The organism is Azonexus sp. (genome assembly GCF_049652925.1).
In the GTDB taxonomy this organism is placed as follows: Bacteria; Pseudomonadota; Gammaproteobacteria; order Burkholderiales; family Rhodocyclaceae; genus Azonexus.
Genome location: NZ_JBASFI010000012.1, coordinates 19,948 through 44,732, shown reverse-complemented (window position 1 = coordinate 44,732; position 24,785 = coordinate 19,948). Strand labels below are relative to the sequence as shown.

General features: G+C 59.9%; 28 protein-coding genes and 2 tRNA genes. 16 read left to right on the top strand and 14 right to left on the bottom strand.

Going from position 1 to position 24,785, the window contains the following annotated elements; all coding sequences use genetic code 11:
- Positions 1 to 44: 44 nt before the first annotated feature.
- The gene (locus WBK19_RS04365; RefSeq protein ID WP_511287291.1) at positions 45 to 839 is read right to left on the bottom strand and encodes an NAD-dependent deacylase; all 795 of its coding nucleotides are present in this window, start codon (positions 837 to 839) and stop codon (positions 45 to 47) included.
- A 7-nt stretch (positions 840 to 846) separates the two neighbouring features.
- On the bottom strand, positions 847 to 1,251 hold the full coding sequence (locus WBK19_RS04360) for a flagellar basal body-associated FliL family protein (protein ID WP_511287289.1): 405 nt from the start codon (positions 1,249 to 1,251) through the stop codon (positions 847 to 849).
- Positions 1,252 to 1,475: 224 nt separating this feature from the next.
- Here WBK19_RS04360 and trmA point away from each other — a divergent pair, with 224 nt between their 5' ends.
- The 3 genes from trmA to WBK19_RS04345 all read left to right on the top strand — a co-directional run bounded on the left by trmA (position 1,476) and on the right by WBK19_RS04345 (position 4,397).
- Positions 1,476 to 2,564 (top strand): tRNA (uridine(54)-C5)-methyltransferase TrmA, encoded by a 1,089-nt coding sequence (trmA, locus tag WBK19_RS04355; RefSeq protein WP_511287287.1) that lies wholly within the window; start codon positions 1,476 to 1,478, stop codon positions 2,562 to 2,564.
- Positions 2,565 to 2,648: 84 nt separating this feature from the next.
- On the top strand, positions 2,649 to 2,918 hold the full coding sequence (locus tag WBK19_RS04350) for a hypothetical protein (protein ID WP_511287285.1): 270 nt from the start codon (positions 2,649 to 2,651) through the stop codon (positions 2,916 to 2,918).
- A 126-nt stretch (positions 2,919 to 3,044) separates the two neighbouring features.
- A complete protein-coding gene (locus WBK19_RS04345; protein WP_511287283.1) occupies positions 3,045 to 4,397 on the top strand; it encodes a DEAD/DEAH box helicase in 1,353 nt (450 codons plus the stop codon).
- A gap of 30 nt (positions 4,398 to 4,427) precedes the next feature.
- On the opposite strand, the gene WBK19_RS04340 is transcribed toward WBK19_RS04345, so the two are convergent.
- The gene (locus WBK19_RS04340) at positions 4,428 to 5,135 is read right to left on the bottom strand and encodes a hypothetical protein (RefSeq protein WP_511287281.1); all 708 of its coding nucleotides are present in this window, start codon (positions 5,133 to 5,135) and stop codon (positions 4,428 to 4,430) included.
- Positions 5,135 to 6,289, bottom strand: a complete 1,155-nt coding sequence (locus WBK19_RS04335) for a GGDEF domain-containing protein (RefSeq protein WP_511287279.1) — start codon at positions 6,287 to 6,289, stop codon at positions 5,135 to 5,137. Before WBK19_RS04335 ends, WBK19_RS04340 begins: the two co-directional genes overlap by 1 nt.
- A 422-nt stretch (positions 6,290 to 6,711) precedes the next feature.
- On the opposite strand from WBK19_RS04335, the gene WBK19_RS04330 reads away from it, so the two are divergent.
- Positions 6,712 to 7,350: a hypothetical protein gene (locus tag WBK19_RS04330; protein WP_511287277.1), complete on the top strand. Its 639-nt coding sequence runs from the start codon at positions 6,712 to 6,714 to the stop codon at positions 7,348 to 7,350.
- 129 nt (positions 7,351 to 7,479) lie between these two features.
- Here WBK19_RS04330 and WBK19_RS04325 read toward each other — a convergent pair.
- Together WBK19_RS04325 and WBK19_RS04320 are read right to left on the bottom strand one after the other, a co-directional pair.
- Positions 7,480 to 7,556: transfer RNA gene (locus WBK19_RS04325), tRNA-Arg, on the bottom strand.
- Between the two features lie 60 nt (positions 7,557 to 7,616).
- Positions 7,617 to 7,693 (bottom strand) — tRNA-Arg (locus tag WBK19_RS04320).
- A 65-nt stretch (positions 7,694 to 7,758) separates the two neighbouring features.
- Here WBK19_RS04320 and WBK19_RS04315 point away from each other — a divergent pair.
- Positions 7,759 to 8,025 (top strand): biotin/lipoyl-containing protein, encoded by a 267-nt coding sequence (locus tag WBK19_RS04315; protein WP_494649682.1) that lies wholly within the window; start codon positions 7,759 to 7,761, stop codon positions 8,023 to 8,025.
- Between the two features lie 36 nt (positions 8,026 to 8,061).
- Here the strand turns inward: WBK19_RS04315 and WBK19_RS04310 are convergent, their stop codons facing one another.
- The 4 genes from WBK19_RS04310 to WBK19_RS04295 all read right to left on the bottom strand — a co-directional run bounded on the left by WBK19_RS04310 (position 8,062) and on the right by WBK19_RS04295 (position 11,973).
- Positions 8,062 to 8,403 carry a BON domain-containing protein gene (locus WBK19_RS04310; protein WP_511287275.1) on the bottom strand — a complete coding sequence of 114 codons (342 nt, stop codon included), beginning with the start codon at positions 8,401 to 8,403 and terminating at the stop codon, positions 8,062 to 8,064.
- A 207-nt stretch (positions 8,404 to 8,610) separates the two neighbouring features.
- A complete protein-coding gene (locus WBK19_RS04305; protein WP_511287273.1) occupies positions 8,611 to 10,020 on the bottom strand; it encodes a sigma 54-interacting transcriptional regulator in 1,410 nt (469 codons plus the stop codon).
- The gene (locus WBK19_RS04300; RefSeq protein ID WP_511287271.1) at positions 10,020 to 10,580 is read right to left on the bottom strand and encodes a permease; all 561 of its coding nucleotides are present in this window, start codon (positions 10,578 to 10,580) and stop codon (positions 10,020 to 10,022) included. The genes WBK19_RS04305 and WBK19_RS04300 overlap by 1 nt, the downstream gene beginning before the upstream one ends.
- On the bottom strand, positions 10,570 to 11,973 hold the full coding sequence (locus WBK19_RS04295) for a sensor histidine kinase (protein WP_511287269.1): 1,404 nt from the start codon (positions 11,971 to 11,973) through the stop codon (positions 10,570 to 10,572). Before WBK19_RS04295 ends, WBK19_RS04300 begins: the two co-directional genes overlap by 11 nt.
- 355 nt (positions 11,974 to 12,328) lie before the next feature.
- On the opposite strand from WBK19_RS04295, the gene WBK19_RS04290 reads away from it, so the two are divergent.
- The 3 genes from WBK19_RS04290 to ettA all read left to right on the top strand — a co-directional run bounded on the left by WBK19_RS04290 (position 12,329) and on the right by ettA (position 15,340).
- Complete coding sequence (locus WBK19_RS04290) at positions 12,329 to 12,898, top strand: bactofilin family protein (protein ID WP_511287267.1); 570 nt, start codon at positions 12,329 to 12,331, stop codon at positions 12,896 to 12,898.
- A 77-nt stretch (positions 12,899 to 12,975) separates the two neighbouring features.
- On the top strand, positions 12,976 to 13,563 hold the full coding sequence (locus tag WBK19_RS04285) for an N-acyl amino acid synthase FeeM domain-containing protein (protein WP_511287265.1): 588 nt from the start codon (positions 12,976 to 12,978) through the stop codon (positions 13,561 to 13,563).
- A 112-nt stretch (positions 13,564 to 13,675) separates the two neighbouring features.
- Complete coding sequence (gene ettA / locus WBK19_RS04280) at positions 13,676 to 15,340, top strand: energy-dependent translational throttle protein EttA (protein ID WP_511287263.1); 1,665 nt, start codon at positions 13,676 to 13,678, stop codon at positions 15,338 to 15,340.
- 510 nt (positions 15,341 to 15,850) lie between these two features.
- Here the strand turns inward: ettA and WBK19_RS04275 are convergent.
- Positions 15,851 to 16,129, bottom strand: coding sequence for a hypothetical protein (locus WBK19_RS04275; RefSeq protein ID WP_511287261.1), 279 nt, complete (start codon positions 16,127 to 16,129; stop codon positions 15,851 to 15,853).
- Positions 16,130 to 16,239: 110 nt separating this feature from the next.
- Here WBK19_RS04275 and WBK19_RS04270 point away from each other — a divergent pair, with 110 nt between their 5' ends.
- Both WBK19_RS04270 and WBK19_RS04265 read left to right on the top strand, forming a co-directional pair.
- Complete coding sequence (locus tag WBK19_RS04270) at positions 16,240 to 17,061, top strand: class I SAM-dependent methyltransferase (RefSeq protein WP_511287259.1); 822 nt, start codon at positions 16,240 to 16,242, stop codon at positions 17,059 to 17,061.
- A 6-nt stretch (positions 17,062 to 17,067) separates the two neighbouring features.
- Positions 17,068 to 18,960, top strand: coding sequence for a peptidase U32 family protein (locus WBK19_RS04265; protein ID WP_511287257.1), 1,893 nt, complete (start codon positions 17,068 to 17,070; stop codon positions 18,958 to 18,960).
- A gap of 20 nt (positions 18,961 to 18,980) precedes the next feature.
- On the opposite strand, the gene WBK19_RS04260 is transcribed toward WBK19_RS04265, so the two are convergent.
- A complete protein-coding gene (locus WBK19_RS04260) occupies positions 18,981 to 19,691 on the bottom strand; it encodes a class I SAM-dependent methyltransferase (protein ID WP_511287255.1) in 711 nt (236 codons plus the stop codon).
- A gap of 114 nt (positions 19,692 to 19,805) precedes the next feature.
- Between WBK19_RS04260 and WBK19_RS04255 the strand changes: the two genes are divergently transcribed.
- Both WBK19_RS04255 and WBK19_RS04250 read left to right on the top strand, forming a co-directional pair.
- Entirely contained in the window at positions 19,806 to 20,525 is a 720-nt protein-coding gene (locus WBK19_RS04255; RefSeq protein WP_511287253.1) for a zf-TFIIB domain-containing protein, read from the top strand.
- A gap of 139 nt (positions 20,526 to 20,664) precedes the next feature.
- Positions 20,665 to 21,099 (top strand): CBS domain-containing protein, encoded by a 435-nt coding sequence (locus WBK19_RS04250; protein WP_511287251.1) that lies wholly within the window; start codon positions 20,665 to 20,667, stop codon positions 21,097 to 21,099.
- 49 nt (positions 21,100 to 21,148) lie between these two features.
- Here the strand turns inward: WBK19_RS04250 and WBK19_RS04245 are convergent, their stop codons facing one another.
- Both WBK19_RS04245 and WBK19_RS04240 read right to left on the bottom strand, forming a co-directional pair.
- On the bottom strand, positions 21,149 to 21,622 hold the full coding sequence (locus WBK19_RS04245; protein ID WP_511287249.1) for an OmpA family protein: 474 nt from the start codon (positions 21,620 to 21,622) through the stop codon (positions 21,149 to 21,151).
- 49 nt (positions 21,623 to 21,671) lie between these two features.
- Entirely contained in the window at positions 21,672 to 22,226 is a 555-nt protein-coding gene (locus WBK19_RS04240) for a YaeQ family protein (RefSeq protein WP_511287247.1), read from the bottom strand.
- A gap of 91 nt (positions 22,227 to 22,317) precedes the next feature.
- On the opposite strand from WBK19_RS04240, the gene WBK19_RS04235 reads away from it, so the two are divergent.
- The 4 genes from WBK19_RS04235 (at position 22,318) to WBK19_RS04220 (ending at position 24,723) form a co-directional block, all read left to right on the top strand.
- Complete coding sequence (locus WBK19_RS04235; RefSeq protein ID WP_511287245.1) at positions 22,318 to 22,848, top strand: DUF3617 domain-containing protein; 531 nt, start codon at positions 22,318 to 22,320, stop codon at positions 22,846 to 22,848.
- 42 nt (positions 22,849 to 22,890) lie between these two features.
- Positions 22,891 to 23,331 carry a rhodanese-like domain-containing protein gene (locus WBK19_RS04230; protein WP_511287243.1) on the top strand — a complete coding sequence of 147 codons (441 nt, stop codon included), beginning with the start codon at positions 22,891 to 22,893 and terminating at the stop codon, positions 23,329 to 23,331.
- The gene (locus WBK19_RS04225) at positions 23,325 to 23,540 is read left to right on the top strand and encodes a hypothetical protein (RefSeq protein WP_511287241.1); all 216 of its coding nucleotides are present in this window, start codon (positions 23,325 to 23,327) and stop codon (positions 23,538 to 23,540) included. Before WBK19_RS04230 ends, WBK19_RS04225 begins: the two co-directional genes overlap by 7 nt.
- 106 nt (positions 23,541 to 23,646) lie before the next feature.
- Complete coding sequence (locus tag WBK19_RS04220; RefSeq protein ID WP_511287239.1) at positions 23,647 to 24,723, top strand: GSU2403 family nucleotidyltransferase fold protein; 1,077 nt, start codon at positions 23,647 to 23,649, stop codon at positions 24,721 to 24,723.
- The last annotated feature ends 62 nt before the right edge of the window (positions 24,724 to 24,785 follow it).

The window sequence follows — 24,785 nt, the reverse complement described above, 5'->3', positions numbered from 1 at the left end:
ACTGCACCAATTTCCCGAATAATGTGTGGGAAATTCCCAACCATTCAGGTGGTACGCGGCTCCAGCCCGAGTCTTTCGAGGATCGCGGTCATCGCTTCGGCGGCGCCAAGCGGCAGATAATAATCGACGATATCGGTGAGCATGGTTCGCGACGGATTGATTTCCACAGTCGGAATACCGCTGCCGGCAGCGAGAACGACCGGCTGGGTAATGTAGGGAAAGATGCTCGACGTCCCGATGGTAAAAACGATGTCAAAACCTTCCTGAAAGGCATCGATGAAACGGTCCAGCGGCTCCTCCGGCAAAGCCTCGCCGAAAAGCACAACCCTCGGCCGCAGGACAGCACCACACAACGGGCATAGCGGCGGCACTTCCCGGCCGCTCAGGTCGGCGGCGGCTTCCTCATGGCTGCACTCGGTACACTCCAGTTCCTGCAGGTTGCCGTGAATCTCGACAATTTCGCGGCTTCCGGCCTGACGGTGCAGGCCATCTACGTTCTGCGTAAACACCATGACCCGGTCGAGATGCTCGTCCAGAGTGGCAATGGCAAAATGAGCAGCGTTTGGTTTGGCGCCACGGCAGTTTTCTTCAATCTGGATCAGGTATTTCCAGGTAATGTCCGGACGCATTGCAAAGACATCGCCAGACAGCGCGTCCTCGATCCGCAAGCCCTCTTCGGTTGCCTCGCTGTCGTACAGACCACCAACACCGCGATAGGTCGGCAAACCGGAATCCGCAGAAATGCCGGCACCGGTTATGAACAAGGCGCTCCTGGCATGGCGAAGATGTTCGGCCACGGCATCGAGGGCAGCCTCGACGGAGGCTGAATACGGCTTCATCGGCGGCTTACTGGATCAGGAATCGGGTAAACAAGGCTTCCTTGACCCCGGTTTCCTCATCTTCATGGATAGCGTGGTTCGCAAGTTCGACGATCTCTTCGATCAGCTCCTTCTTGCCCTCCAGCGTCCGTAGCTTGGCCACATCCTTGCCCGACAGCAGCAGGATGATCCCATGCTGGATCTTCGGCTTGTAGGCGGCGATGGCGCCGGCGGCTTCGGGAACGGCGGGTTCCAGGATCAGCCCGAACTGCAGATAGTTTTCAGTACCAAGATTGACCGTGAACACCATTGGCTCCGGCGCGGCGCCACCACCGCCGTGATCACTGGCCAGCGAAGGCAAGGGCATAAGCAGCGCCAAAACGAACAGCAGGGGCGCGACAAGGGCATTCACAATTCGGGGAGCAACGTTCATGACAATCCTAAAGATGGTTGATGTCCCATCGGGAGACCCGGACTTTATACCGGCTGAAAACCAAAAAAGCCACCATGACGGTGATCTACGACAGTCCATCGCCATTTCAAATCCCCGCCAGGCGCAATACTCCCCCTCACCGGCAGACCAGCGTATATTTCGCCCTTCGCTCACGGTCGCCACCCCGAAATACGGCTTGGCACCGCCAAAATACTTGCTAAATCATGCCTCTTCCCAGTTACGACCCCGCCACCTATCCGGCCCAGCTCGCCGCAAAACTCGCCCATTTCGAGCATACCTTCGCCCCGCTCGGCGTAAAAAATACGGTCGCCCATGCCTCGATGCCGCTGCATTACCGGCTGCGCGCCGAATTCCGCATCTGGCACGATGGCGACCGGCTCGATTACGCGATGTTCGACCCGGAAGACCCGAAGGTGCCGATCACGCTCGACACCTTCCCGCCCGCAGCCGAATCGATTTGCGCGCTGATGCCGCGCCTTCGCGACTGCCTTGCTGTCAGCCCAATGCTGCGCCGCAGCCTGTTCCAGGCCGACTTCCTCGCCACACTGAGCGGCGACATGCTGGTCACGCTGATCTATCACCGCACGCTGGATGAGGCCTGGGAGGCTGCTGCCCGCGAAATGGCAGCCGAACTCGGCATCCGCGTCATCGGTCGCAGCCGCGGCCAGAAGCTCGTGCTCGACCGCGACTGGGTGCTCGAAGAACTCGAGCTCAACGGCCGCCAGCTACGCTACAAGCAGGTCGAAGGCAGCTTCACCCAGCCCAATGGCGGCGTCAATCGCCAGATGCTCGGCTGGGCCTGCCAGCAGGCGGCCGGGATTGGCGGCAATCTGGTCGAGCTCTATTGCGGCAACGGCAACTTCACCATCGCGCTGGCGCCGCTCTTCGACCAGGTGCTGGCCACCGAAGTCAGCAAGTCATCGGTTCATGCCGCGCAATTCAACCTGGCTGCCAACAACGTTGAAAACGTTGCCATCGCCCGTATGTCGAGCGAGGAGTTCAGCGATGCGCTGGCCGGCCGCGAAGAATTCACGCGCCTGAAGGACATCGATCTCGAGCCCTTCCGCCACGCCACGCTCTTCGTCGACCCGCCGCGCAGCGGGCTGGATGCCGTGACGCTGGAACTGGCCCGCGGCTTCGACCGCATCTTGTACATATCCTGCAACCAGCAGACCCTGCTCGAAAACGTGACAGCGCTGCAAGACACGCACCAGATCGCCGCTTCCGCCGTTTTCGATCAGTTCCCCTACACGCACCACCTGGAGTGTGGCCTGCTGCTGACGCGGCGGTAATCATGCTTCACGCTTGTCAGCCTGCCGCCGGCCGGCTGCTACCCAGTGGCGGTGACCAACACCGCCACGCACCCGAGCCCCCCCATGAAAAGAACCGATCTCTACAAAAGCCTCGCCAGCAAGATTGACAGGAACATGAAACAGGCGGGAACGCCCGACCGTTTCGGCCAGGGCGCCGTCCTCGACCGCAAGGAACAGCGCAAGCTCGACCAGGCCAAGGGTCTCATCCCGTTCGCCGTCAAACTCGATGCCGAATTGGCCGAACAACTGCGCACGCTGGCCGAAACCAGCGAAGGCGGCATCAACGAAGTGGTCGACATGCTGCTGCGCAAAGGCCTCGCCGCTGGCGTTTAAACCCTCGCTGCTTCACAGTGATGCGTCATTCCCGCGTTCGCGGGAATGACTTGTTCAGCTTGCCCGAACTAACGCTTGCCACACCAGCGGGTTAAACTCGCCCCTATGAAATTACCTGCCCTGCCCATGACCTTCTCCGCCCTCGGCCTCGCCGAAACGCTGCTCCAGTCCCTCGAAACGCTAGGCTACAAGACGCCGACGCCGATTCAGGAGCAAGCCATTCCCGCCATTCTCGAAGGGCGCGACGTGATGGCCGCAGCCCAGACCGGCACCGGCAAGACCGCCGGCTTCGCGCTGCCCATCCTGCACAGTCTGGCCAACGATGGCATCAAGGTCGGCAGTAATTCGGTGCGCGCCCTCGTCCTCGTGCCGACGCGCGAACTGGCCGAACAAGTCCACGCCAGCTTCCGCCAGTACGGCGAACACACCAGCGTCAGCACCTACGCGGCCTACGGCGGCGTCAGCATCAACCCGCAGATGATGCGCCTGCGCCGCGGCGTCGATGTCCTCGTCGCCACCCCAGGCCGCCTGCTCGATCTCTACAGCCAGAACGCCCTCAAGCTCAACAAAGTGCAAGTCCTCGTCCTCGACGAAGCCGACCGCATGCTCGACCTCGGCTTCTCGAACGAACTCGACGCCGTCTTCGCCGCCCTGCCCAAGAAGCGGCAGACCCTGCTCTTCTCCGCCACCTTTTCCGAAGTCATCCGCAGCCTCGCCAAGGCCCGCCTGCGCAACCCGCTGACCATCGAAATCAGCCCGCCGAACAGCACCGTCAAGGCCGTCAAGCAGTGGATGGTGCCAGTCGACAAGAAGCGCAAAACCGAACTCTTCCTGTTCATGCGCAAGGACCGGCGCTGGGGCCAGGTGCTGGTTTTCGTCAAGACCAAGCGCGGCGCCGACGAACTGGTCGGCATCCTCCAGGCCAAGCGCATCAAGGCCGATGCCATCCATGGCGACAAGCCGCAACCGGCTCGTCTGCGTGCGCTGGAAAGTTTCAAGGCCGGCGAAATACAGATTCTCGTCGCCACCGACGTCGCCGCCCGCGGGTTGGACATCGACGACTTGCCGCAAGTCGTCAATTTCGACCTGCCCATCGTCGCCGAGGACTACATCCACCGCATCGGCCGCACCGGCCGCGCCGGCGCCACCGGCGAAGCCATCTCGCTGGTCTGCGCCGACGAAGCCCCGATGCTCGCCGCCATCGAAATTCTGCTCAAGCAAACCCTGAGCCGCGAAGAAGAACCGGGCTTCGAACCGGACCACCGAATTCCACTGACCGGCGCTGCCGCAATCGCCGCGAAGAAGATCAAAAAACCCAAGGTGGCCGGCGGCCGAGGCGGCAAAAGCGCACCGAGCAACTGGGTCGGCTTCGATGACGCCCCCAAACGCCCCGGCGCCCGTCCCGCAGCCCGTCCGGGCGGAGTGCCACGGTCAACCGGAAAAACCGGCCAAAAACAAAATCGCTCCGGCGGCCGCTGAACGAGAAATCAGGGCCGGGGAGCCTGCCGGTCAGCGCTTTTCAGGCACCTCGATGAAGTGCTTCTTCAGCCAATCGCGGTCGAGTTCCCAGCTCACATCCTTGATCCCCGGCTGGGCCAGCACAATCGCCCGCGCCTCGGACTGAACCTCAGCCAATAACTTTTCCGCCGCAATGAAAGCCGGATCGTTCGGGTTCTTGGTATCGATCTCCGGATAGAGAACGGCCAGCGCCTTGAAGGCAGGAACATCAAAATTGCGCGGCGTGCTGACCAGCGCAGTCGCGCCATTGACCTTCATGACCCGGAATTTGTACGGATAATTCTTGAGCTTCGGGCTGGCCTGCGCCTCGATCGCGCGGGTCAGTTCGCGCGACCGTGAATCGGGCGCCTGGATAAACCAGTCAAGACCAACCAGAAAAATCAGTACAGCGATAACCCAGTAGCCTTTTTTCAACTCAATTCCTCTTCCAGAAGGTTGGATGCAGCCTCGGTTCCCATGCACGGCGCCCAACAAGCGCAAAATATTAGCAGTTGCTAATAACCAATAGGGATTTTCCGGAAGCAAGCCAAACCTTGATTCCAGCCCGCCTAGGCGCAATTCCACGGTGAACCGGAAAAAATGGCCAAAATTGAAATAACTTTGTCGGCAACTGAACGACAAGCCAAGACTGAAATAACAAATGGCGCTCCAACAGAAGCGCCATTTTGATGTCCGACGGACTCCCTGCCAATACGCCATCAACCAAGGGCTTCTTCCACATTCAGTTCGGAAACCACCCGGTTGCGCCCCGCCGCCTTGGCCAGATAAAGCGCCTCGTCAGCGCATTGCAGCAAGTGCTCGATATCGTAGCCATCGCTCGCCACGCCGACACTCACCGTGTTGCCAACCTCTACACCACCACTGAGTATCGGTGTCGCCGCATAGGCCTTGCAAAAGCGTTCAGCCAACTCCGTTGCTTCGGCCAGCGTGGTATCCGGCAAGAGTATGGCGAACTCCTCGCCGCCCATCCGCCCGCACACATCCGATTTACGCAGGCTGCGCCGCAACTGATCTGCCAGCGCGCACAACACCCCGTCACCAACGGCATGACCATACTGGTCGTTGATCTGCTTGAAATAATCCGCGTCGATCATCGCAATGCTCAACGGCAACTTGTTGCGCTCGCAATAATTGGCCAGCGTCTGCCCGCGATCAAAGAAAGCGCGGCGGTTGTCCAGTCCGGTCAGATCATCCGTATGCGCCATCAACTCGGCTTTCTGCTTGGCCGCCGACAACCGGTGGGTCAAGGCGAAATTTTCTCCCTGCGCCCGCGACAAAACCGTACTAGCCCGCACCAGAAGGCCCATATACAGCAACGCCGCGACGCCCAGACTGAGCTTCATCGGCTGCCCGCTGAGCAGGAACAAGCCTATCGTCGGCAGCAGAATCGTGCCCATCGCCCCGACCACCATGTAACGCCGGGCCGAATAATGCGAGAAAGCCCCCGCCGCCATCCCGAGCAGGAACATGAACTCGATGAGCTGATGAACCAGCGCACTTTCGCTGCTGATCCACAGGATACCAAACCCCCACAACGACGTGGTGATGAACAACGTGACAGCGTAACTGCGCTCCCACTCCAGAATCTGCAGCCCTTCCGGCCGACGGCGACGATGCAGCCAGAACAGGGCCCAGCGCATAACCCCACCAGCGCAGACAACCGCCAGCCAGCCAATCAGCAACTCGTGCCGAACCCCATCCCAAAGCATCTGACACAGCACCACGGCCACAACGACACTCAGGAAGATGGCTGGAAACGATTGCTGATAAAGCAGATGCAACTGATCTGCCCGGACGCGCACAGCCAGATCAAGGTCGTCGTCCTGCGGAGGGGTGGCATCCAACTTATTCATGGGCCCACGACTATGCGGGGGTGTCAGGGTCCAGTCAAGTGATGACACTGTTCCAAATGGCTATAGACGGCACTACGCTTTCACGACACTCGTCAAGGAAGGCCAGCGCATCGGCATTAGTTTCCTCGCCAACCCGGGAATGAAATCGACTGTGTTGCAGCGCGTGTTTGCTCAGTACAGGTTTGCAGACAACGCCGGAGCGACTTTCGAAGCCCGCCTGCTCCACTAATCCGGACCATCGGTTCCAGAGCCGGACAATTGCCGGTCAAGCATCTTCACCCATTCGTCGATCTTCGCTCAACAAAGAGATGCGTCCATTTCATTGCCATACATCAAAATTTGAATAAAAACCTCAAATTAATGACAACCAAAATCGGTTTGGTGCGTTATACGCCCATAAAGCAAGTATTTTAGGTATATCAGTGCGCAAATTTCTATTCATCGTTTTGACCTCCCTGGCCGCCATGAGTGTGCACGCTTGGGAACCGTCGACTGATGATTCCCATCCGGAAGGCACGTTTGCCCAGCCGCCCTATGGCGAGGCTTTGGTCACCATAGCCCCTGTGCCGATGCCGGCCATGGTAACGGAACTGACCAGTTATTCCCCGCGGAACGCACATGGGCAGGCTAGAAGTGCCAAAGCGGCCAAGGTGGCGAGAGCAAAGTCGATGCTATCCCGCTCCGCCCGCGAGCAGATGGCACTGGCCAGCACGGCGCTGGCCAAAGCGGACGACCATGAGCGACTCGACGCTTCAAATGATCAAGATGACGAATCGGGCATCGACGATCAGGATCTCCATCGCTCCTTCAGCCAACCCAGGGTCGTCAAGAAGCTTGGTCAAGCCGATGCTGACGAACAAACTGTCATCGATCTCCCTGAGCACATCAAACTTCGCCTGTTAATGGCACGAACAAAGGCGGTCGAGGCTTACATCCTCAGCCAGGCAGGCAAGACTTCGAATACCGCCGATGAGGATTTGTCGGATACGGTAAAGGTTCGTTTGCTCATGGCGAGAGTCCGCTCAGTGAAAGCGCATACGGACAAATTCGGCGCCGCTTGATGTCGCGTTCGGCTCTGCCTCTGGATTGATGTCCTGAATCGCTAGCGCGCAGCCAGCAAACATTTCCCCGCCACAAAAAGCAAAAAGGCCAATCAGAGATTGGCCTAAACGCTTTGGAATGCAGATTTTTGGTGCGCCCGGAGCGATTCGAACGCCCGACCCCTTGGTTCGTAGCCAAGTACTCTATCCAGCTGAGCTACGGGCGCACACCTAAACTGCTTTTTACTGATTTGCCGAAATTTTCAACCTTCGACGGGTTGTTCTGCTGGTGCGCCCGGAGCGATTCGAACGCCCGACCCCTTGGTTCGTAGCCAAGTACTCTATCCAGCTGAGCTACGGGCGCACTGTCAGAGCGGCGCATTATACGGACACCGGCGTAGAATGCAAGGTTTCCGCCGAAAAAAGCTGATGTCTTTCTCCTTCGTTCGCATGCCGAAATACCCCGAGTGCTGGTCGAGTTGCGGCTCGTGCGCGAGCGGTGACATCTTCATTCTGGAGTTGCTGGTCAAGATCGGCGACATGGTCGAACGTGACGACAATATTCTGACGCTGGAAACCGGCAAGGTGGCGCTGGATATTCCCAGCCCGCACGCCGGCCGGGTGGTTCAAATTCACGTCATAGAGGGCGATACAGTCGCCGAAGGGGCCCTACTGGTAACTCTGGAATCAGTTTGAGCAGCGCCTTCGGAAAGCTTGATTCGCCCCCTCCCCTTACTTTGGGAGATCGACCTCCATGGCGTTGCGCACTTCGCGCACGCCGCGCACCCCGCTGGCGAGGTCCAGGGCCCGGCGCAACGCATGTTCATCGGGCACGGAGCCGCCGATGGTAACGACGGCCGATTTGGCAAGAATGCGGAACTGCGAGCCGGCCAGGCCGGCATCAGTGCGCAGCATGGTTTCGACCTTGTCGACGAGCGCAGCATCCTGAGCTTCAGTGTTGGCAATCATGGCGGCCAGCACTTGCGGATCATCGGTGGCAAAGGCGGAAAGGCCAAGGCCGGCGAAGGTGGCGGCGGCGGTCATGCAGGCGACCATAAGGTGACGTTTGAACATGGCTATTCCCTTTTATTGTTGATTGCCATTAGCCTAATGCGAAGTCCGTGCCAGTAATTTATTTTTAATTTGAATCAATAACTTACTATTTAATTGCATTCGTGGCGACTGGCATTCCGTCGTGCGGTAACGACAGTGTTTTTGCCACGTGCGGAAATCTCCGGGAACGGGACATTCGCGCGCAGGCGGGAATGTCAGCGCTATTTTCTAAGGCGCTACTGCCTTCTCTCCACCTGAGGGCGGGCTATCGCCTTCACTGCGGAACATGGCTGGCGTCAGATCGTGTTTCTGCAACAGGCGATAGAACTCGGTCCGGTTGCGTTCGGCCAGACGGGCAGCGTCGGCGACGTTGCCGTCGGTCAGTTTGAGGAGCTGGACGAGGTAGTTGCGTTCGAAGCGCTGCTTGGCTTCGGCGTAGTTCAGGGCGTCCATGACCGGCACGCGCAGGGCGCGCTGGACGAGGGTCAGCGGGATAAGCGGCGTCGAGGTCAGCGCGCAGCTTTGTTCGACGACATTGAACAGTTGCCGGACATTGCCCGGCCAGGCGGCCGTGGCCAGCGCTTCGAGCGCTTCAGGGGCGAAGCCGTTAACCGGTTTGCCGTATTTACCGGCGAGCAGCTGGACGAAATGCAGGGCGAGCAGCGGGATGTCTTCGCGCCGCTCGTCGAGGCGCGGCAGGTTAAGCGACACGACGTCGAGACGGTAATAGAGGTCTTCGCGAAACTGGCCCTGGGCCATGGCCAGATCGAGGTCGCGGTGGGTCGCCGAGAGCAGCCGGACATCGACCGGCTCGGCCTTGGTCGTACCCACCGGCCGCACGACGCGTTCCTGCAGCACGCGCAGCAGCTTGACCTGGAGGGCGAGCGGCATGTCGCCGATTTCGTCGAGAAAGAGCGTACCGCCATTGGCGGTCTGGAACAGGCCAACCCGACTGGCGCCAGCGCCAGTGAAGGCGCCCTTGGCGTGGCCGAAGAGTTCGGATTCGAGCAGTTGCTCGGGAATGGCGCCGCAGTTGATGGCGACGAACGGTCCTTTGGCGCGCGGGCTGGCGAGATGGATGGCGCGGGCCAGGACTTCCTTGCCGGTGCCGCTTTCCCCACGAATCAGCACGCTGGCGTCGGAGGCGGCGACCATGCGCGCTTCGGCCATCAGTTCGGCCATTTTGCTGCTACGAAAGACGACGCCGGCCATCCAGGCATCGTCGCCCTTCCCTGCCAGGCGCGGCTCGTCACCGGGATGTGAGGTCGGCGCCGAGAGTTGCAGGGCACGGTCGATTTTTTCGAGCAGGATCTGGCTGTCGAAGGGCTTGGTCAGGTAGCCGAAAACGCCGCGCGAGGTGGCAGCAACGGCATCGGGAATATTGCCGTGGGCGGTGAGCAGGATGACGGGCAGCGTTGGCCGGGTGCGGCGGATTTCTTCGAACAGCGCCAGGCCGTCCAGCCCGGGCAGGCGAACGTCGCTGACGACGACGCGCGGCGGATCAACGGCAATCTGCGCCAGCGCCTGTTCGGCCGAGCCAACGGCGGTGATCCGGAAACCCTTGGCGCGCAGGCGCATGGTCAGCAATTTGAGGATATCTTCGTCGTCATCGACGACCAGTACGTGGGCGCCGGCCATTACCGCTTGCCTCCATTCGGGCTGACCACGCGCGGACGCGGAATCAGCGTTTGTTCGATATTGGCCAGACTGTCGAGTTTTTCCTGCAGCTCGGCGGTCTTGCGCTGGCTATCTTTCAGTTGCTGGTTCAATAACAAGCCCTGTTTTTCCAGCTGGCTTTCGAGCTTCATGCGTTCCTGATAGTTGTCGGCAAGCTGCCGGGCCAGAGGGTGGAAAGAAACCGCCGCCGGTTCAGTCGACTTGAGCACGCCTTCGAGTAGAGCCAGTCCCTTGCCCAGATCTTGCTGGACGCGCGGATGGCCGAGCAGCAAAGCCATCCTGACCTGCGTGAAGGTCGTCTGCGGCACGGCAGCCAGCACCGAGCGTTCGCGTCCAAGCTCGGCCGGCGTCATGCGCGACAGGCTCTGGTTATAGAGCAGCGCAGCTTCCGGCGTGGTCTCCTCCAGATGCATTTTCCTGGCCAACGGGCCGGAGGCGCAGCCTGCCACGGTCAACCCGAAAAAAAGGCCAAAAATGAAAACCGCCAGACGGCGGGAAAACGTCGGGAATCTACTGCTCATCAGGTATTTCCACACAAAAATGGGCGCCCGCAGCTTGCGGGAGGAGATACACCGTGCCGCCCATCGCCCGCACCAGCTCGCGCACGATGGAGAGACCGACGCCGCTGCCCTGGCGTGGCGCCGGTGGCGAACGCTGGCCCTGGACAAAGGGCTCGAAGATGCGTTGCCGGTCCTCTTCGGCGACGCCCGGCCCCTGATCGATACACTCAAAGCGCCAGAGCCCTTCAACGTGGCTGACCGAGAGACGGATTTCGCCGTTCTCGGGGCTGAAATCGATGGCGTTGGACAACAGGTTGTCGAGCACCACCGTCATTTTCTCGGCATCGAGCATGGCCGTTTCCTGGGAGGACTCGATGATGATCTTCAACTGCCGCGACTGGCTATGCAGTTCGCGGCGCTGGACGACGTTGCTCAGCAGTTTACGCAGCCGGGTCGGGGCAATTTGCAGGCGGCGCGCCTCGAAGGCGGCGGCATTGAGCGTCAGCAGGCTCTCGATTTGCTGCTGCAGGCTGATCACGTTGTGCTGAAGGATATCGACCACCTCGCGCTGCCCTGCCGCCAGCGGCCCGGGGACTTCCTCGCGCAATAGCGAAACGCCTTCCTTCAACGCCGTCAGCGGGGTTTTGAGTTCGTGCGAGACATGGCGCAAGGCCCGCTCGCGGTCGGCCTCCAGCTCACCCAGCCGCTGGCGCAACCAGTCCAGGCGCTTGCCGAGCTGGCGCAAATCGGCCGGACCGCCGACCGTGATGGCTTCGTCGAAGCGGCTGGCCCCCAGCCGGATGATCGCCTGCTCAAGATGGCGCACCGGACGCACCAGCCACCAGCCCATGGCCAGGGCGACGAGCAGTGCGCCACAGAGGGCCAGGGCGATGCGTCCGCCGAGACGCAGCCGGTTGGTCTCAAGATCGTCAAGCGACTTGCGATTCTGCGCTTCGATCCAGCGCTGCCCGGCCTGCTTCAACAGGCCGTCAAGCTCGGCCATACGGGCCAGCAGGGGAATGATCTCGGCTTGCGGAATATTCTGATCAAGACCGCTGCGCAATGCCTCGGCCACCATGCGCCAGCCCCCGAGCAGGGGCAGGAGTGGTTCGGCGGCCAGGGTATCGAGCCGATCGACGACCGCCAGCGACTGGCTGAGGTGCTCGTCGAAACGCTGGCGGAAGACCGGGTTGTCGAGCACCAGATATTGCCGCGCGCTGCGTTCGATATCGACCGTGCGCTCGCCGAGTTCCTGAATCGACGCCGTCAATTGTATGGCCTGCTCGCTGCTGCGCCGGCTTTGATCGACCAGCCGCTCGACAACCAGCCAGCTTTGCACTGCCGCGCCGCCCAGCAGCAAAACGATCAGGGCAAAGCCAAGCAACATCCCCTGACGAAAGGAAATTCGATTCATCGGCGCTCTATGTCTAAAAAGTGGAGTTTAAACCGCCATGTCAGCGAGCAAGAACGAAGACCCTTCTCAAAAACACGCTTCACGGCATTCCAAAAACACATTTAATTCCATTAATATCAATAACTTACAAATATGTCGCAATTTCACGACAAGCATATCAACTAGAGTAACTGCCTTTCCCGGTAAAACCAAAAATACCTGTCGTAATTTCACGACAGATTGCGACTCCCAATCACGATCCAACTTTAAACAATATTCGCAATACACTGATTTAACTAACATTTAATTACATGGCACGCTTATCGCAATGGAGTCCCGGTCAAGCACTCATCGCAACCTCAGAACGGGAGTCACCATGTTCAACAAACCGATCCTCAACAACCGCAATGACGCCATCACCCGCAAGGAGGTCAATAACATTCTGGGCGGTACCACCGCACCCCTCAAATCTCCGGCGACGGAAACCAGTGCAGTGCCAACAACGGCCGCTGCTGCCCCGGTCGCCCAGCCGGAAAGAACCGAATCGATGTCTGAAAACGTCATGGGCGCCCGCCTGATCGTCGGCCCCGACGTCAAACTGAAAGGCGCTGAAATTCTCGATTGCGACACGCTGGTCGTCGAAGGCCGCGTCGAGGCCACGATGGATAGCCGGGTGATCCGCATCGCCGAAAATGGCTCGTTCTCGGGCAAGGTCAGCATCGATATCGCCGAAATTCACGGCAGCTTTGAAGGCGAACTGACAGCCCGCTCGCAACTGATCATCCACGCCACCGGCAAGGTCACCGGCAAGATTCGTTACGGCAAGCTGGTTATCGACGAAGGCGGCGAGTTGTGCGGCGACATCAACGCCCTGTCGGCCGAAAAGCCGACCCCGTTTCACCTCCGTGACGAACCGGTCAAGCCGCTTAGCGCCATTGCCAGTTGATTCCATTATTTATTGATCATAGAATGCCGTCTATGCAAAAAGTCATACCTTCTAGCTCCAGGCTCCTTCCCGGTTTCATGTCAGCATCGATGCTGCCGGAGCAGCTTGGCGCATCGCTCGGTTCCGGCGAGGCTTTTGAACCGCCGGAGATCAAGGTCGCCCCGGCTGTTACTTACCACCAGCATCGCGCCTGCAGTGCTCTGGTTCGCCGCATGTACGCCTGGCGCGGCTACCGGATTTCGCCGCCGCGGCAACTGATCGAAGATCCGAATCACGCTACGCTGGGGGCCTGGATGGACGGCGAACTGGTGGCGACACTGACCGCTTCCCGCGACTCCAGTGCCGGACTGCTCGCCGACAATCTCTATGGCGAAGAGCTGGCAACCCTGCGCAAGCCATCCCGCGTCATCAGCGAAGTTACCCGACTGGCTGTCGATACGGACTGCCACGACCCGGAAATTTTGAAATCCCTTTTCCGGTCGAGTTATCAATACGCCCGGGCCATTTTCGGGGTAACCGATGTGGTGGTTGAAGTGAATCCCCGCCATGCCTCGTACTACCGTCGCGAATTTGGTTTTTCGCAGATCGGCACCGTCCGCACCTGTCCCCGAGTCGATGCGCCGGCCGTGCTCCTGCACCGTCCGCTGGGCAATCTTCACTTCTAGTTTCCACCCCCCAACGCAAATGGCCAGCCCCCGAGCTTCGGGAGGCTGGCCATTTGCGTTGAAGGGCCGTAGACTCGCGCATCATTAATATTTACGACTACAGGTAGGTTCAATGGCTCAATACGTAATGTCCATGCTGCGCGTCAGCAAGATCGTCCCGCCCAAGCGTCAGATCATCAAGGATATTTCCCTCTCCTTCTTCCCCGGCGCCAAGATTGGTCTGCTCGGCCTGAACGGCTCGGGCAAATCGACCGTGCTCAAGATCATGGCCGGCGTGGACAAGGAATACGACGGCGAGGTGCAGCATCTGGCCGGCGTCTCGATCGGCTACCTGCCGCAGGAACCGCAGCTTGATGCCGCCAAGACCGTGCGCGAGGAAGTTGAATCGGCCATGGGCGAAGTCATGCAGGCCCAGGCCAAGCTCGACGAGGTTTACGCTGCCTACGCCGACCCGGAAGCCGATTTCGACAAACTGGCCGAAGAACAGGCCCGCCTTGAAGCCATCATCGCCACCGCCGGTTCCGATACCGAAGCGCAGATGGAACTGGCCGCCGACGCGCTGCGCCTGCCGCCCTGGGATGCCGTGATCGGCGTTCTTTCCGGTGGTGAAAAGCGCCGTGTCGCCCTGTGCAAGCTGCTGCTCGCCAAGCCCGACATGCTGTTGCTCGACGAACCAACCAACCACCTCGACGCCGAATCGGTCGAGTGGCTCGAACAGTTCCTCGTCCGCTTCCCGGGCACCGTTGTCGCGGTCACCCACGACCGCTACTTCCTCGACAACGCGGCCGAGTGGATTCTCGAACTCGACCGTGGCCACGGCATTCCGTACAAGGGCAACTACTCCAGCTGGCTGGAGCAGAAGGAAGCCCGCCTCGAAACCGAAAACAAGCAGATCGACGCCCACATGAAGGCGATGAAGCAGGAACTGGAATGGGTGCGCAGCAACCCGAAGGCCCGCCAGGCCAAGTCCAAGTCCCGTATCGCCCGCTTCGAAGAACTGTCGAGCCAGGAATACCAGAAGCGCAACGAGACGCAGGAAATCTTCATCCCGGTCGGCGACCGCCTGGGCGGCAAGGTTATCGAGTTCAACGGCGTCACCAAGTCGTTTGGCGACAAGCTTTTGATGGACAACGTCAGCTTCACCATCCCGGCCGGCGCCATCGTCGGCATCATCGGCCCGAACGGTGCCGGTAAATCGACGCTGTTCAAGATGATCACCGGCCAGCAACAGCCGGATTCCGGTACGGTAGACATCGGCCCGACAGTCAAGATGGCCTACGTCGATCAATCACGCGACTGCCTTGATGGCAGCAAGACCGTGTTCGAAGAACTGGCCCAGGGCAGCGACATCCTGCAGATCGGCAAGTTCGAAATGCCGTCGCGCGCCTACATCGGCCGCTTCAACTTCAAGGGCGCCGATCAGGGCAAGCAGGTCGGCAATCTGTCCGGCGGTGAACGCGGTCGCCTGCACCTGGCCAAGACGCTGATGACCGGCGGCAACGTCCTGCTGCTTGACGAACCGTCCAACGACCTCGACGTCGAAACCCTGCGCGCGCTGGAAGATGCACTGCTCGAGTTCCCGGGCTGCGCAATGGTCATCTCGCATGATCGCTGGTTCCTAGACCGCATCTGCACGCACATCCTGGCCGCCGAAGGCGATTCGCAGTGGAATTTCTTCGAAGGCAACTTCCAGGAATACGAGGAAGACAAGAAGAAACGCCTTGGCGAAGAAGGTGCCAAGCCGAAGCGGATCCGCTACAAGCCGATTACCCGCTGATTCTGAGCATTTCCCATGTCCTTACTTACAGAGCTTGCCGGTCTCGCCGAACTGGAGACCATGAGCGATTACAAGGTCAAGGACCCTCACCGGGGTTGGGCCGTACTGAGCATGTTCGGCCCAACCTCCGAGACCGACGCCGAAGGATTCTGGCGGTTTCAGAGAGGATGCGAGGAAGGCGAAACCATTGAGCGCTTCTTGAACCGGTATCAAGGATGTGTGGAACTGGCGCTAGTCTCTGCCGAAGAAGTTGGCTTGGAATACACGGGGACCCCAGTCCACGGAAAGAACGTCTTGGTAGTACGCCCCGTTCCTCGCCTTTGACGCCATATTCAAGATCGAACGATCGCCTTCCGATTCGCCCACAGCCGAGATTCGGCTCGGATTCTCCAGGACTACGGGCCGTTTTTTGGCCTTACCGTAGCATTGATGCAAAACGGGCGCCGTTGCGGCGCCCGTTCTTCTTTCGTGCCCCGCCGAAGCGAGGCTCAAAACTGGTATGTGCGGATATTAGTGCTTCAGGCTGGCCGAGAAAACCGCCTTGCTCTTTTCGGAAAACTGGAATTCGTTGAAAGCGCGAGCAATTTCGGCTTCGTTGCGGCCTTCGGATTGATCTTCGAAGCTGATGCCGATGACCTTGCCGTTGGCAGCCAGGGTCTGGAAGGCGAAACGCCAGCGTTGTGCTTCAGCCAGCCGCTCGCGCAGTTCGGCTTCGTTGGAAATGGTAATACCGGCTTTCTTCAGGGAATCCAGGAATTGTTCGAAGGATTCGTTGCTCAGACTGCCCATTTATATCTCCGTAGTTATGCGGTGTTTGATCACCATGAGCCGAATAACGACTCGACTTTGATTCGGTTGACACGAAAGTGATAGAAATTTGAATGCGATAATGTCGCCCCATGAAGAAGCCAAATACCACCGTCGAGATTCCTGAAATCCGTCCCGGGCAGTCCATCGAACTGCTCAAGGAACTCCACATCCTCACCCGTGACGGCAAGCTCAATCAGGACACGCGGCGCAAGCTCAAACAGGTCTATCACCTCTACCAGTTCATCGAACCGCTGCTGGATGGCGCCGAGACACTGGTCGACCATGGGGCCGGCAAGTCGTATCTCGGTTTCATCCTCTACGATCTATGTATCAAGAATCGCGCCACCGGCGAGATCATCGGCATCGAAACGCGCCAGGAACTCGTCGAAAAATCCCGCGAATTGGCCGCCAGGCTTGGCTTTGAGCGTATGCGCTTCCTTGCCTGCACGGTCGAGGACTCACTGACCGCAGCCGAGCTGCCGGCCAGCGTCGATGTCGTGACAGCGCTACACGCCTGCAACACGGCGACCGACGACGCCATCCGTTTCGCCCTGACCAAAAATGCCCGCCATATCGTCCTCGTCCCTTGCTGTCAGGCCGAAGTAGCCGCCACGATGCGGGCCAGAAAGAACGAATCGCTGTCGCAAAAACCGCTGTCCGAACTTTGGCGACACCCCATTCACACCCGCGAGCTCGGCAGCCACCTGACCAACGTCCTGCGCTGCCTGCTGCTCGAGTCGCACGGCTACGACGTCACCGTCACCGAGCTGGTCGGCTGGGAACATTCGATGAAGAACGAGCTGATCATCGCCAGCAAGCGTGGCAGCCCGCGCAAAAACGCCCGCGAACGCGCCGAAGCCATCCTGCGCGAGTTCAATATCGAAGAACTTGCCCTGCGTTTCACGTACTAAGTCGCCATGACTCGAATTCAACACCCGCTCGAACTCCTCGCCCCGGCCAAGAACGCCGATTTCGGCATCGAAGCCATCAAGCACGGCGCCGACGCTGTCTACATCGGCGGCCCGGCTTTCGGCGCCCGTTACGGTGCCGGCAACGACGTCGCGGAAATACGACGCCTGTGCGATTTTGCCCATCGCTACCGCGCCAAGGTCTTTGTCGCGCTCAACACCATCCTGCGCGACGACGAGCTTGAAGACAGCCGCCAACTCGCCTGGCAACTTTACGAAGCTGGGGCCGATGCGCTGATCATCCAGGACATGGGTTTGCTCGAACTCGACCTGCCGCCCATCCAGCTTCACGCCAGCACGCAGACCGACAATCGCAACGCCGACAAGGTGAAGTTTCTCGAAGATGTCGGCTTCTCGCAGGTCGTTCTGGCGCGCGAATGCAGCTTAATCGAAATTATTAAGATTGCTTCGCAAACCAATGTTTCATTGGAATATTTTGTTCACGGCGCGCTGTGCGTTGCATTCAGCGGCCAGTGCTACATCAGCCAGGCCCACACCGGGCGCAGCGCCAACCGCGGCGAGTGTTCGCAGGCCTGCCGCCTGCCCTACACGCTGGTCGACGACAAGGGCAAAACGATCACCGAGAACCAGCACCTGCTCTCGATGAAGGACAACAACCAGACCGCCAACATGCTCGATCTGGCCCGCGCCGGCGTCTGTTCCTTCAAGATCGAGGGCCGGCTCAAGGATCTCAGCTACGTCAAGAACATCACCGCGCACTACCGCGGCCTGCTTGACGAGATCATCGCCAACAATCCCGAATTCACCCGCGCCTCGAGCGGTCGAAGCACCTACACCTTCACGCCGCAGCCGGACAAGACTTTCAACCGCGGCTACACCGACTATTTCGCCAACGACCGTCAGGACGACATCGGCGCCTTCGATTCGCCGAGTTTCGTCGGCGAGTTGATCGGCGAAGTTGTCGACATCGGCGACGGTTCTTTCACCGTTAACGCCGAAAAGCCCTTCAACAACGGTGACGGCGTCTGTTTCTACGACGCCCACGGCGAAGTCGTCGGCATGCGCATCAACCGGGCCGACGGTAAAACCCTGTTCCCGGCCGAAATGCCCGAAGAACTGACCGCCGGCGCCAGCCTCTTCCGCAACCGCGACCAGGAATTCGAGCGTTCGCTGGAAAAGGAATCAGCCGACCGCCGCATTTCAGTCAAACCGGTGCTGACGGAAACCGAAGACGGCTTCACGCTGACGCTGACCGACGAAGATGGCGTGATTGCCACGGTCAACCGGAAAATTGGGCCAAAATCGGAATGGCAACTGGCCCAGAATCCCGAGCCGGCGATGGCCAAACTCAAGGAAAACCTCGGCAAATTCGGCAACACGATGTTCGTCGCCGAGCCGGTTGAACTAAAGCTCAGCCAGACCTGGTTCATGCCGGTCAGCGCCATCAACGCCTTGCGCCGCGAAGCCACCGAACAGCTCGAAGCCGCCCGCATCGCCAGCCACCCGCGCCCGCCGCGCGCTGTGCCGGCCGCCAACCCGGTGCCCTACCCGCAGGAAGAGCTGACCTACCTCGGCAACGTCTTCAACGCCAAGGCCCGCCAGTTCTACGAGAAACACGGCGTCAAGCTGATCGAGGAAGCCTACGAGGCGGGCAACGAAAAAGGCATGGTCTCGCTGATGATCACCCGCCACTGCCTGCGCTACAGCTTCAACCTCTGCCCGAAGGAAGTGAAGCACCTCAAGCCGGACCCGATGACGCTGATCAACGGCAACGAAAAGCTGACCCTCAAGTTCGACTGCAAAGCCTGCGAAATGCACGTCGTCGGCAAGATGAAGAAGGGCGTGACGCTCAACCTCGGCAGCATCCGCCCGGCTGCCTGATCACCGGCCAAGCCGGCCGCTCAGGCCGGCTTGCGGAGCAGATCGACGCGCTGCGGATTGAGGAAAGTGGCGCCGTCCGGCCCCATGAAGGATTCGAACTTTTCCTGCACCTGCCGGTAGAGTTCCGGGGCCAGTTGGTGATCGGTGTGCGTGACCTGGATCATCCGGGTATCGAACTGGGCAAAACTCTCGAAATAGCTGCGGGTGTTGAAGAACATCTGTTTTTCGAGATTCAGGCTGCCTGAGTCCACTGCCTTGCAGATCGCGGCAAAGGCCGCCTCGCGGACCTGTTGCTCGTTGTGAAACAAACGAAAAACCTCGTTCAGATCGCCAGCAAAGACCGGTTCGGAGATCCACGCCACACCGCCCGGTTTCAGCACGCGGGCGATCTCGGCCAGGGCGCGGTCCATGTCGGCCACCGGAACATGGTGCAGCGACTTGAACATCAGCACGATATCGACGCTGGCATCATCGACCGGAATCGCCTCGGCGCCGCCATGGCTGAAGCGCACCGTTGGCAGATCGGCAATTTCCAGATTGCGCGCATGCTGGATGGTGTCGACTTCGAGGGCAATGATTTCCCGCGGCCGCCCGGTTTCCGCCAGAAACCGCGTCTTTTCAGCCTTGCCGCAGCCCAGTTCGAGGATACAGACGCCATCGAGCGGCAGTTCTTCGAGCAAGAGTTTCATTTCGTTGCACAGCGTGGTCTGGGCGGGATCAGCGATCTTCATGGCACATCCGGAAAATTTGGCGAACCCGAATTTTAGCGGATGCTGATGCAGCGGCGCGCGCCATGACTGAAAAGCGGCGCTATAGTCACGCCTGTCGCACCGCACCCGCTCACCATGAAACCCACTCCCTGCCCGTCCTGCCGTCAAACCATGACCAAGCACCGCTTCGAGCGGCTGCATCACGGCGAAGTCATACTCGACATGTGTTTCGCCTGCCAAGGCATCTGGTTCGATGAATTCGAGAGCGTTCAGATCACGCCGGGCGGTATCGTCGAGCTGTTCAAGCTGCTGCACGAGCACCACGACGACCAGCGCATACCGCTGCGCGATCCTCTGAAATGCCCGCGCTGCAGTGAAAAACTCCTGCATGGCCTCGACGTGGCCAAACATGGCGGCAAATTCAACTACCACCGCTGCCTGCAAAAACACGGCCGTTTCACCACCTTTGCCCAGTTCATGATCGAAAAGGGCTTCGTCCGCCAGCTCAACCCGGCTGAAATCGACGAACTGGCGGCCAAAGTCGGCATCATCCGCTGCATGGGCTGCGGCGCCCCGGTCGATATCCGCCGCGACCACGCCTGCGGCCACTGCCGGGCGCCGATCACCATCCTCGACCCTTCCGCCGTCGAACTGGCGCTAAGCCGCTACCAGCATGCCGAAGTACGCCGCACAACGCGCGACGTCGAAGCGCTCGGCGACGCCATCGTCATGCGCGAACGTGAAAAATCGCGCCAGAAACGCCTGAAACAGGAACCGGAAAACGCCGGCATCATCGACGCCATCGACTTGCTGGCCGCCGGCGCCGAGTTTGTCTGGACGTTGATCAAGCGCTAAGCCGAAGGCTGTCGGCCTTCTCCTGCCGACAGCCCCCATCCATTTCGCATTGAGCATCGCCGCCGGCGAACTTAGGTAGCTACCCCATGTCCTAGATTGATGCTGCAAATTTACTCAACCCGAAGCGAAAGGATCCAACATGCCAAACCGCCTGGTTAGTGAAGTCATCAAAGGACGGCCATTCCCCACCACAGCCACCGGCACCACCGTGCGTGAAGCCGCGATCATCATGAAGGAATGGCATTCATCGGCAATTCTCGTTGTAGACAAAGGCGTTCTCGCCGGCATTTGCACCGAACGCGACATCGTTTTTCGTGCAGTCGCCAACAACTGCGACCCGGCCAATACCGCAGTCAGCACCATCATGACCCGAAACCTCCAGACCGTCGGCCTCGACAAGCCTTTCGGCCATGCCCTGCACCTCATGTACGAAGGCGGATTCCGGCACATTCCCGTCATTGATGAGGCCGGCCACCCGGTCGGTTTGCTGGCAGCGCACGATGCGCTCGATATGGACGGCCTGCAGATGGAACAGGATCTCGTTCGGCGCGAAGAAATCACCGTCATTCTGTAAACGAAAAAGGCGAGCCATTCAGGCTCGCCCTGCGCCAGACACAAAACCCTTACTGGACGCGGATTTCCACCCGCCGCCCCTCTTCCGGGCTGCCCGTACCGAGCGTCGATTCCGGCTTGCGGAACTTGATCCGCTCGGCGGCAACGCCGCCGGCCACCAGCGCATCGCGCACCGACTGGGCGCGGTGCTTGGCCAGCTGGGCATTTTGGGCCGGATCGCCGGAAGTGTCGTGGAACCCGGAAAGCAGCACGATGGCGTTCGGGTTGGCCGCCAGGGCCTCCTGCGTTTTGGCGACGACGCCCTTGTCCGCCTCGTCGAGCACGGCAGCGCCAAGGGCGAAATAGACCTTGGCCAGCGCCTCGCCAACCGGTGCGATCTCGCCCTGCTCGGCAACCGGCTTTGCCGCCGCCTGAACGTTCTTGCCGGCGCTCGCCCCATAAACCACCGCCACAACGGCCAGCACGATCCCGGCCAACACCCCGACGATTACCGCGGTTGATTCGTCTTCATCATTAGCAGCCATAGTCACCTCTCAAGAAAGTTGCTCGGAGCCACAAAAACGTCTTCGGATTCTATGCCGAATCGCTATCGAAGAGAACTCTCGGTGCCAGCTCGACGTGTTCCTGATCGCCGCCCAGCCAGATCACCCCATCCTGAATCGTGCATTGCAGGCGCATGCCGCGTGCCGCCAGCGCAGCCAGCGCCTTGCCCTCCTCCACGCTCAACGACAGCACGCGCAGATTCTTCTGCCCCGACACCTTGCCCTGCGTCTGTTGCCACCACATTTCAGCGGGCCGCCCGCCATAACTGAGCACCATCACATGCCGCGAGCGGTTGCAGGCCCGGCGAATCGCCTTCTCGTCAGGCAGCCCGACGTCGATCCAGCGCTCGACGCTGCCCGTCGGATCAAGCTCCTGCAGGTCCGCCTCATCCTCCGTCGCCGATAGGCCGCGCCCGAAAGTCAGTGTCTCCGACGCATTCAGCGCAAAGGCCAGCAGGCGAACCATCATTCGCTCATCCGTTTCCGAAGGGTGGCGGGCGATGGTCAGCGTGTAGTCGCCAAAATGCGAACGGTCGAGGTCGGCAAGCTGCAATTCGGCCTTGAAGATGGTGGATTTGAGCGCCATGCCGGTTCCCGTAAAAAGCGCGGATTATCCCATGACGCATTCCCCAAAGCAGACTACGATTATCACTAGCCAATCTTCAGGAGATTCCGTCATGAGCCCGTTGCGCATCCTTCCCCTGTTGCTCGCCAGCCTCTTCGCCGTTCAGGCCGATGCCGCCGATGCCCCGCGCCGCAAATCCGGCCTGTGGGAAATAAAGACCCAGATGCCCGGCATGCCCTCGCAAGGCCCGATGCAGATGTGCGTCGATCAGGCCAGCGATAACGTCATGCAGGAACGCGCCAAGGAAAAGGTCAATTGCCCGGTCATGGACGTCAGCCGCGGCGCCGGCAAGATGACCATTCACGCCGTCTGCAAACACGAAGGCGTGACCAGCACCAGCGATTCAGTCATCACCGGCGATTTCGACTCGGCCTACCGCAACGACATGGTGATCCGCTACGAACCGCCGCAGCACGGCATGAAAGAGATGAAGATGGTTCAGGAAGCTCGCTGGCTCGGCCCCTGCAAGGCTGGCCAAAAACCGGGCGACGTCATCATGCCCGGCATGCAGAAATTCAACATGCAGGAAATGATGAACGATCCGCAAGTACGCGAAATGATGAAGCGCCAGCAAAAGCAGTAAAGCGCCCCATATAATCAGCGTTTTCTAATACATGAGATTGCCATGCGCCCCCTGCTCCTAGCCTGCCTGATCGCCGCCACCAGCTTCGCCCACGCCGAAGTCATCGACATCGACAACGCCCAGCTCGACAAACTGCGCCAAAGCGGCGTCCCCGTCGTCGACATTCGCCTGCAATCGGAATGGGAAGAAACCGGCATCGTCGGCGGCAGCAAACTCCTCACCTTCTTCGACGAAAAAGGCCGCGCCGACGCCCCGGCCTGGCTCGAAAAGGTCAAACCCTTCGCCAAGCCGAACGAGCCGGTCATCGTCATCTGCCGCACCGGCAACCGGACCAAGGCCGTCAGCCAGTTCCTCTCGCAACAAGCCGGCTACGCCACGGTTTACAACGTCAAAGCCGGCATCAAGGGCTGGATAGGCGCCGGCGGCCCGGTCGTCCCGGCAACGCAAACCATCGCCTCCTGCAAGGCCGCGAAAACTTGCTGAACCACGCCGTCGACCGCAAACGGTGCGCCAGTTGCGAGCACTGGAGCGGTTGGCGCCAACCCGGCAACGAGCCGGGAACCGTCATCATCGAAGCCGAAACCTCAGAAGGTCTCTGCATTGGCGGCGGCTGGGACAACTCCGAACGCCGCGCCCGCTCGGCCTGCGGACATTGGCGGATTTGGCAGGCGCTGGATCAGACGCCGCCATAACCCAGCATCCCGCTTGCTACGGTCAACCCGAAAAAATGCCAAAAATTGAAATCGGGTAGCGCAAGCATTTATACTCACTTATAAATCATGTGCGTATAATCCCACTATGAAACGACTTTCTGAAACCTGCGCCACCTTGTATGCCGACCTCAAGGACCGTGCCTGCGGGGATTCGGGCCGGCTGCCTCCGGGCGGCGCGTTCACCAAGAAAACCGTCAACGGGGGAATCTACTGGTACTACCAGACACCTCAGGTCGACGGGCAACGGCGGCAAATCTCGCTGGGCAGGGAATCCGACGAATTGCTGGCAAAAATCGACCAGTGGCGGACAGCGCAGTCAGATGCCGCAGGCTTGAGCGACGCGCGCAAACGACTCGTCGCCATGTTGGGCGTCGGTGGTGCCCATCTGGAGCCAGGGCGCCCCGCAAAATTGCTGTCACGCATGAGCCAGGCGGGCCTGTTTGACGCCGGCGGCGTCCTCGTTGGCTCCTTTGCCTTCGCTTGTTACGGGAACATGCTGGGAGTCTCCTTCGGCTCGGCCTTGATGCGAACAAGCGACATGGACTTCTCCCTGGAGCGGGAACTCGATATCGGTCTCCAGCGCTCAATACCGGACGATCTTCGGCTAGCCGAGCCGGCCCTCAAGTGGCCGCCACAACTGCTACCAAGCGCTCCCCCCTTCAACCTTATTGCCCCTGACGGCTTCAAGGTCGAATTCTTGACCGCGCAACACGCTGCGACAGAGCGAACACCCGTGCTCATTGAGCGCTTCTCAGTTCACGCAATGCCGCTTCCTTACATGGACTACCTTCTCAACCAAACCCAGGATGCCGTGCTCCTCAACGGTGCAGGAATCCCGGTAAAAGTGCCGGATCCAGCGAGGTTCGCACTTCACAAACTGGCCGTTTCCCAGCTGCGTCCGGTAGGTGAGAAAACAAAATCCGATAAGGACATACGCCAGGCTGAGCAACTCCTGGAAGTACTACTGGCAGACAACCCGGGTTCCGCGATGCTCGCAGCCGACGCCGTCAACGACCGGGAAGACCTTCTCGGAAACTTGATCCTCAAGGGTGCAAGTCGCTTACCACCAGAAATGCGGGAGTCCTTACGCGACTGGGTTCACGAGAAGGTTTGGGATGCTGAGCTTGGCAAAGCCATCCCTGGAGAGCCGCAAGAACGATGACTTCCGGCTGAAGTTCACGGTCAACCGGAAAAAATGGCCAAAAATCAAATGTCTCTGAACCC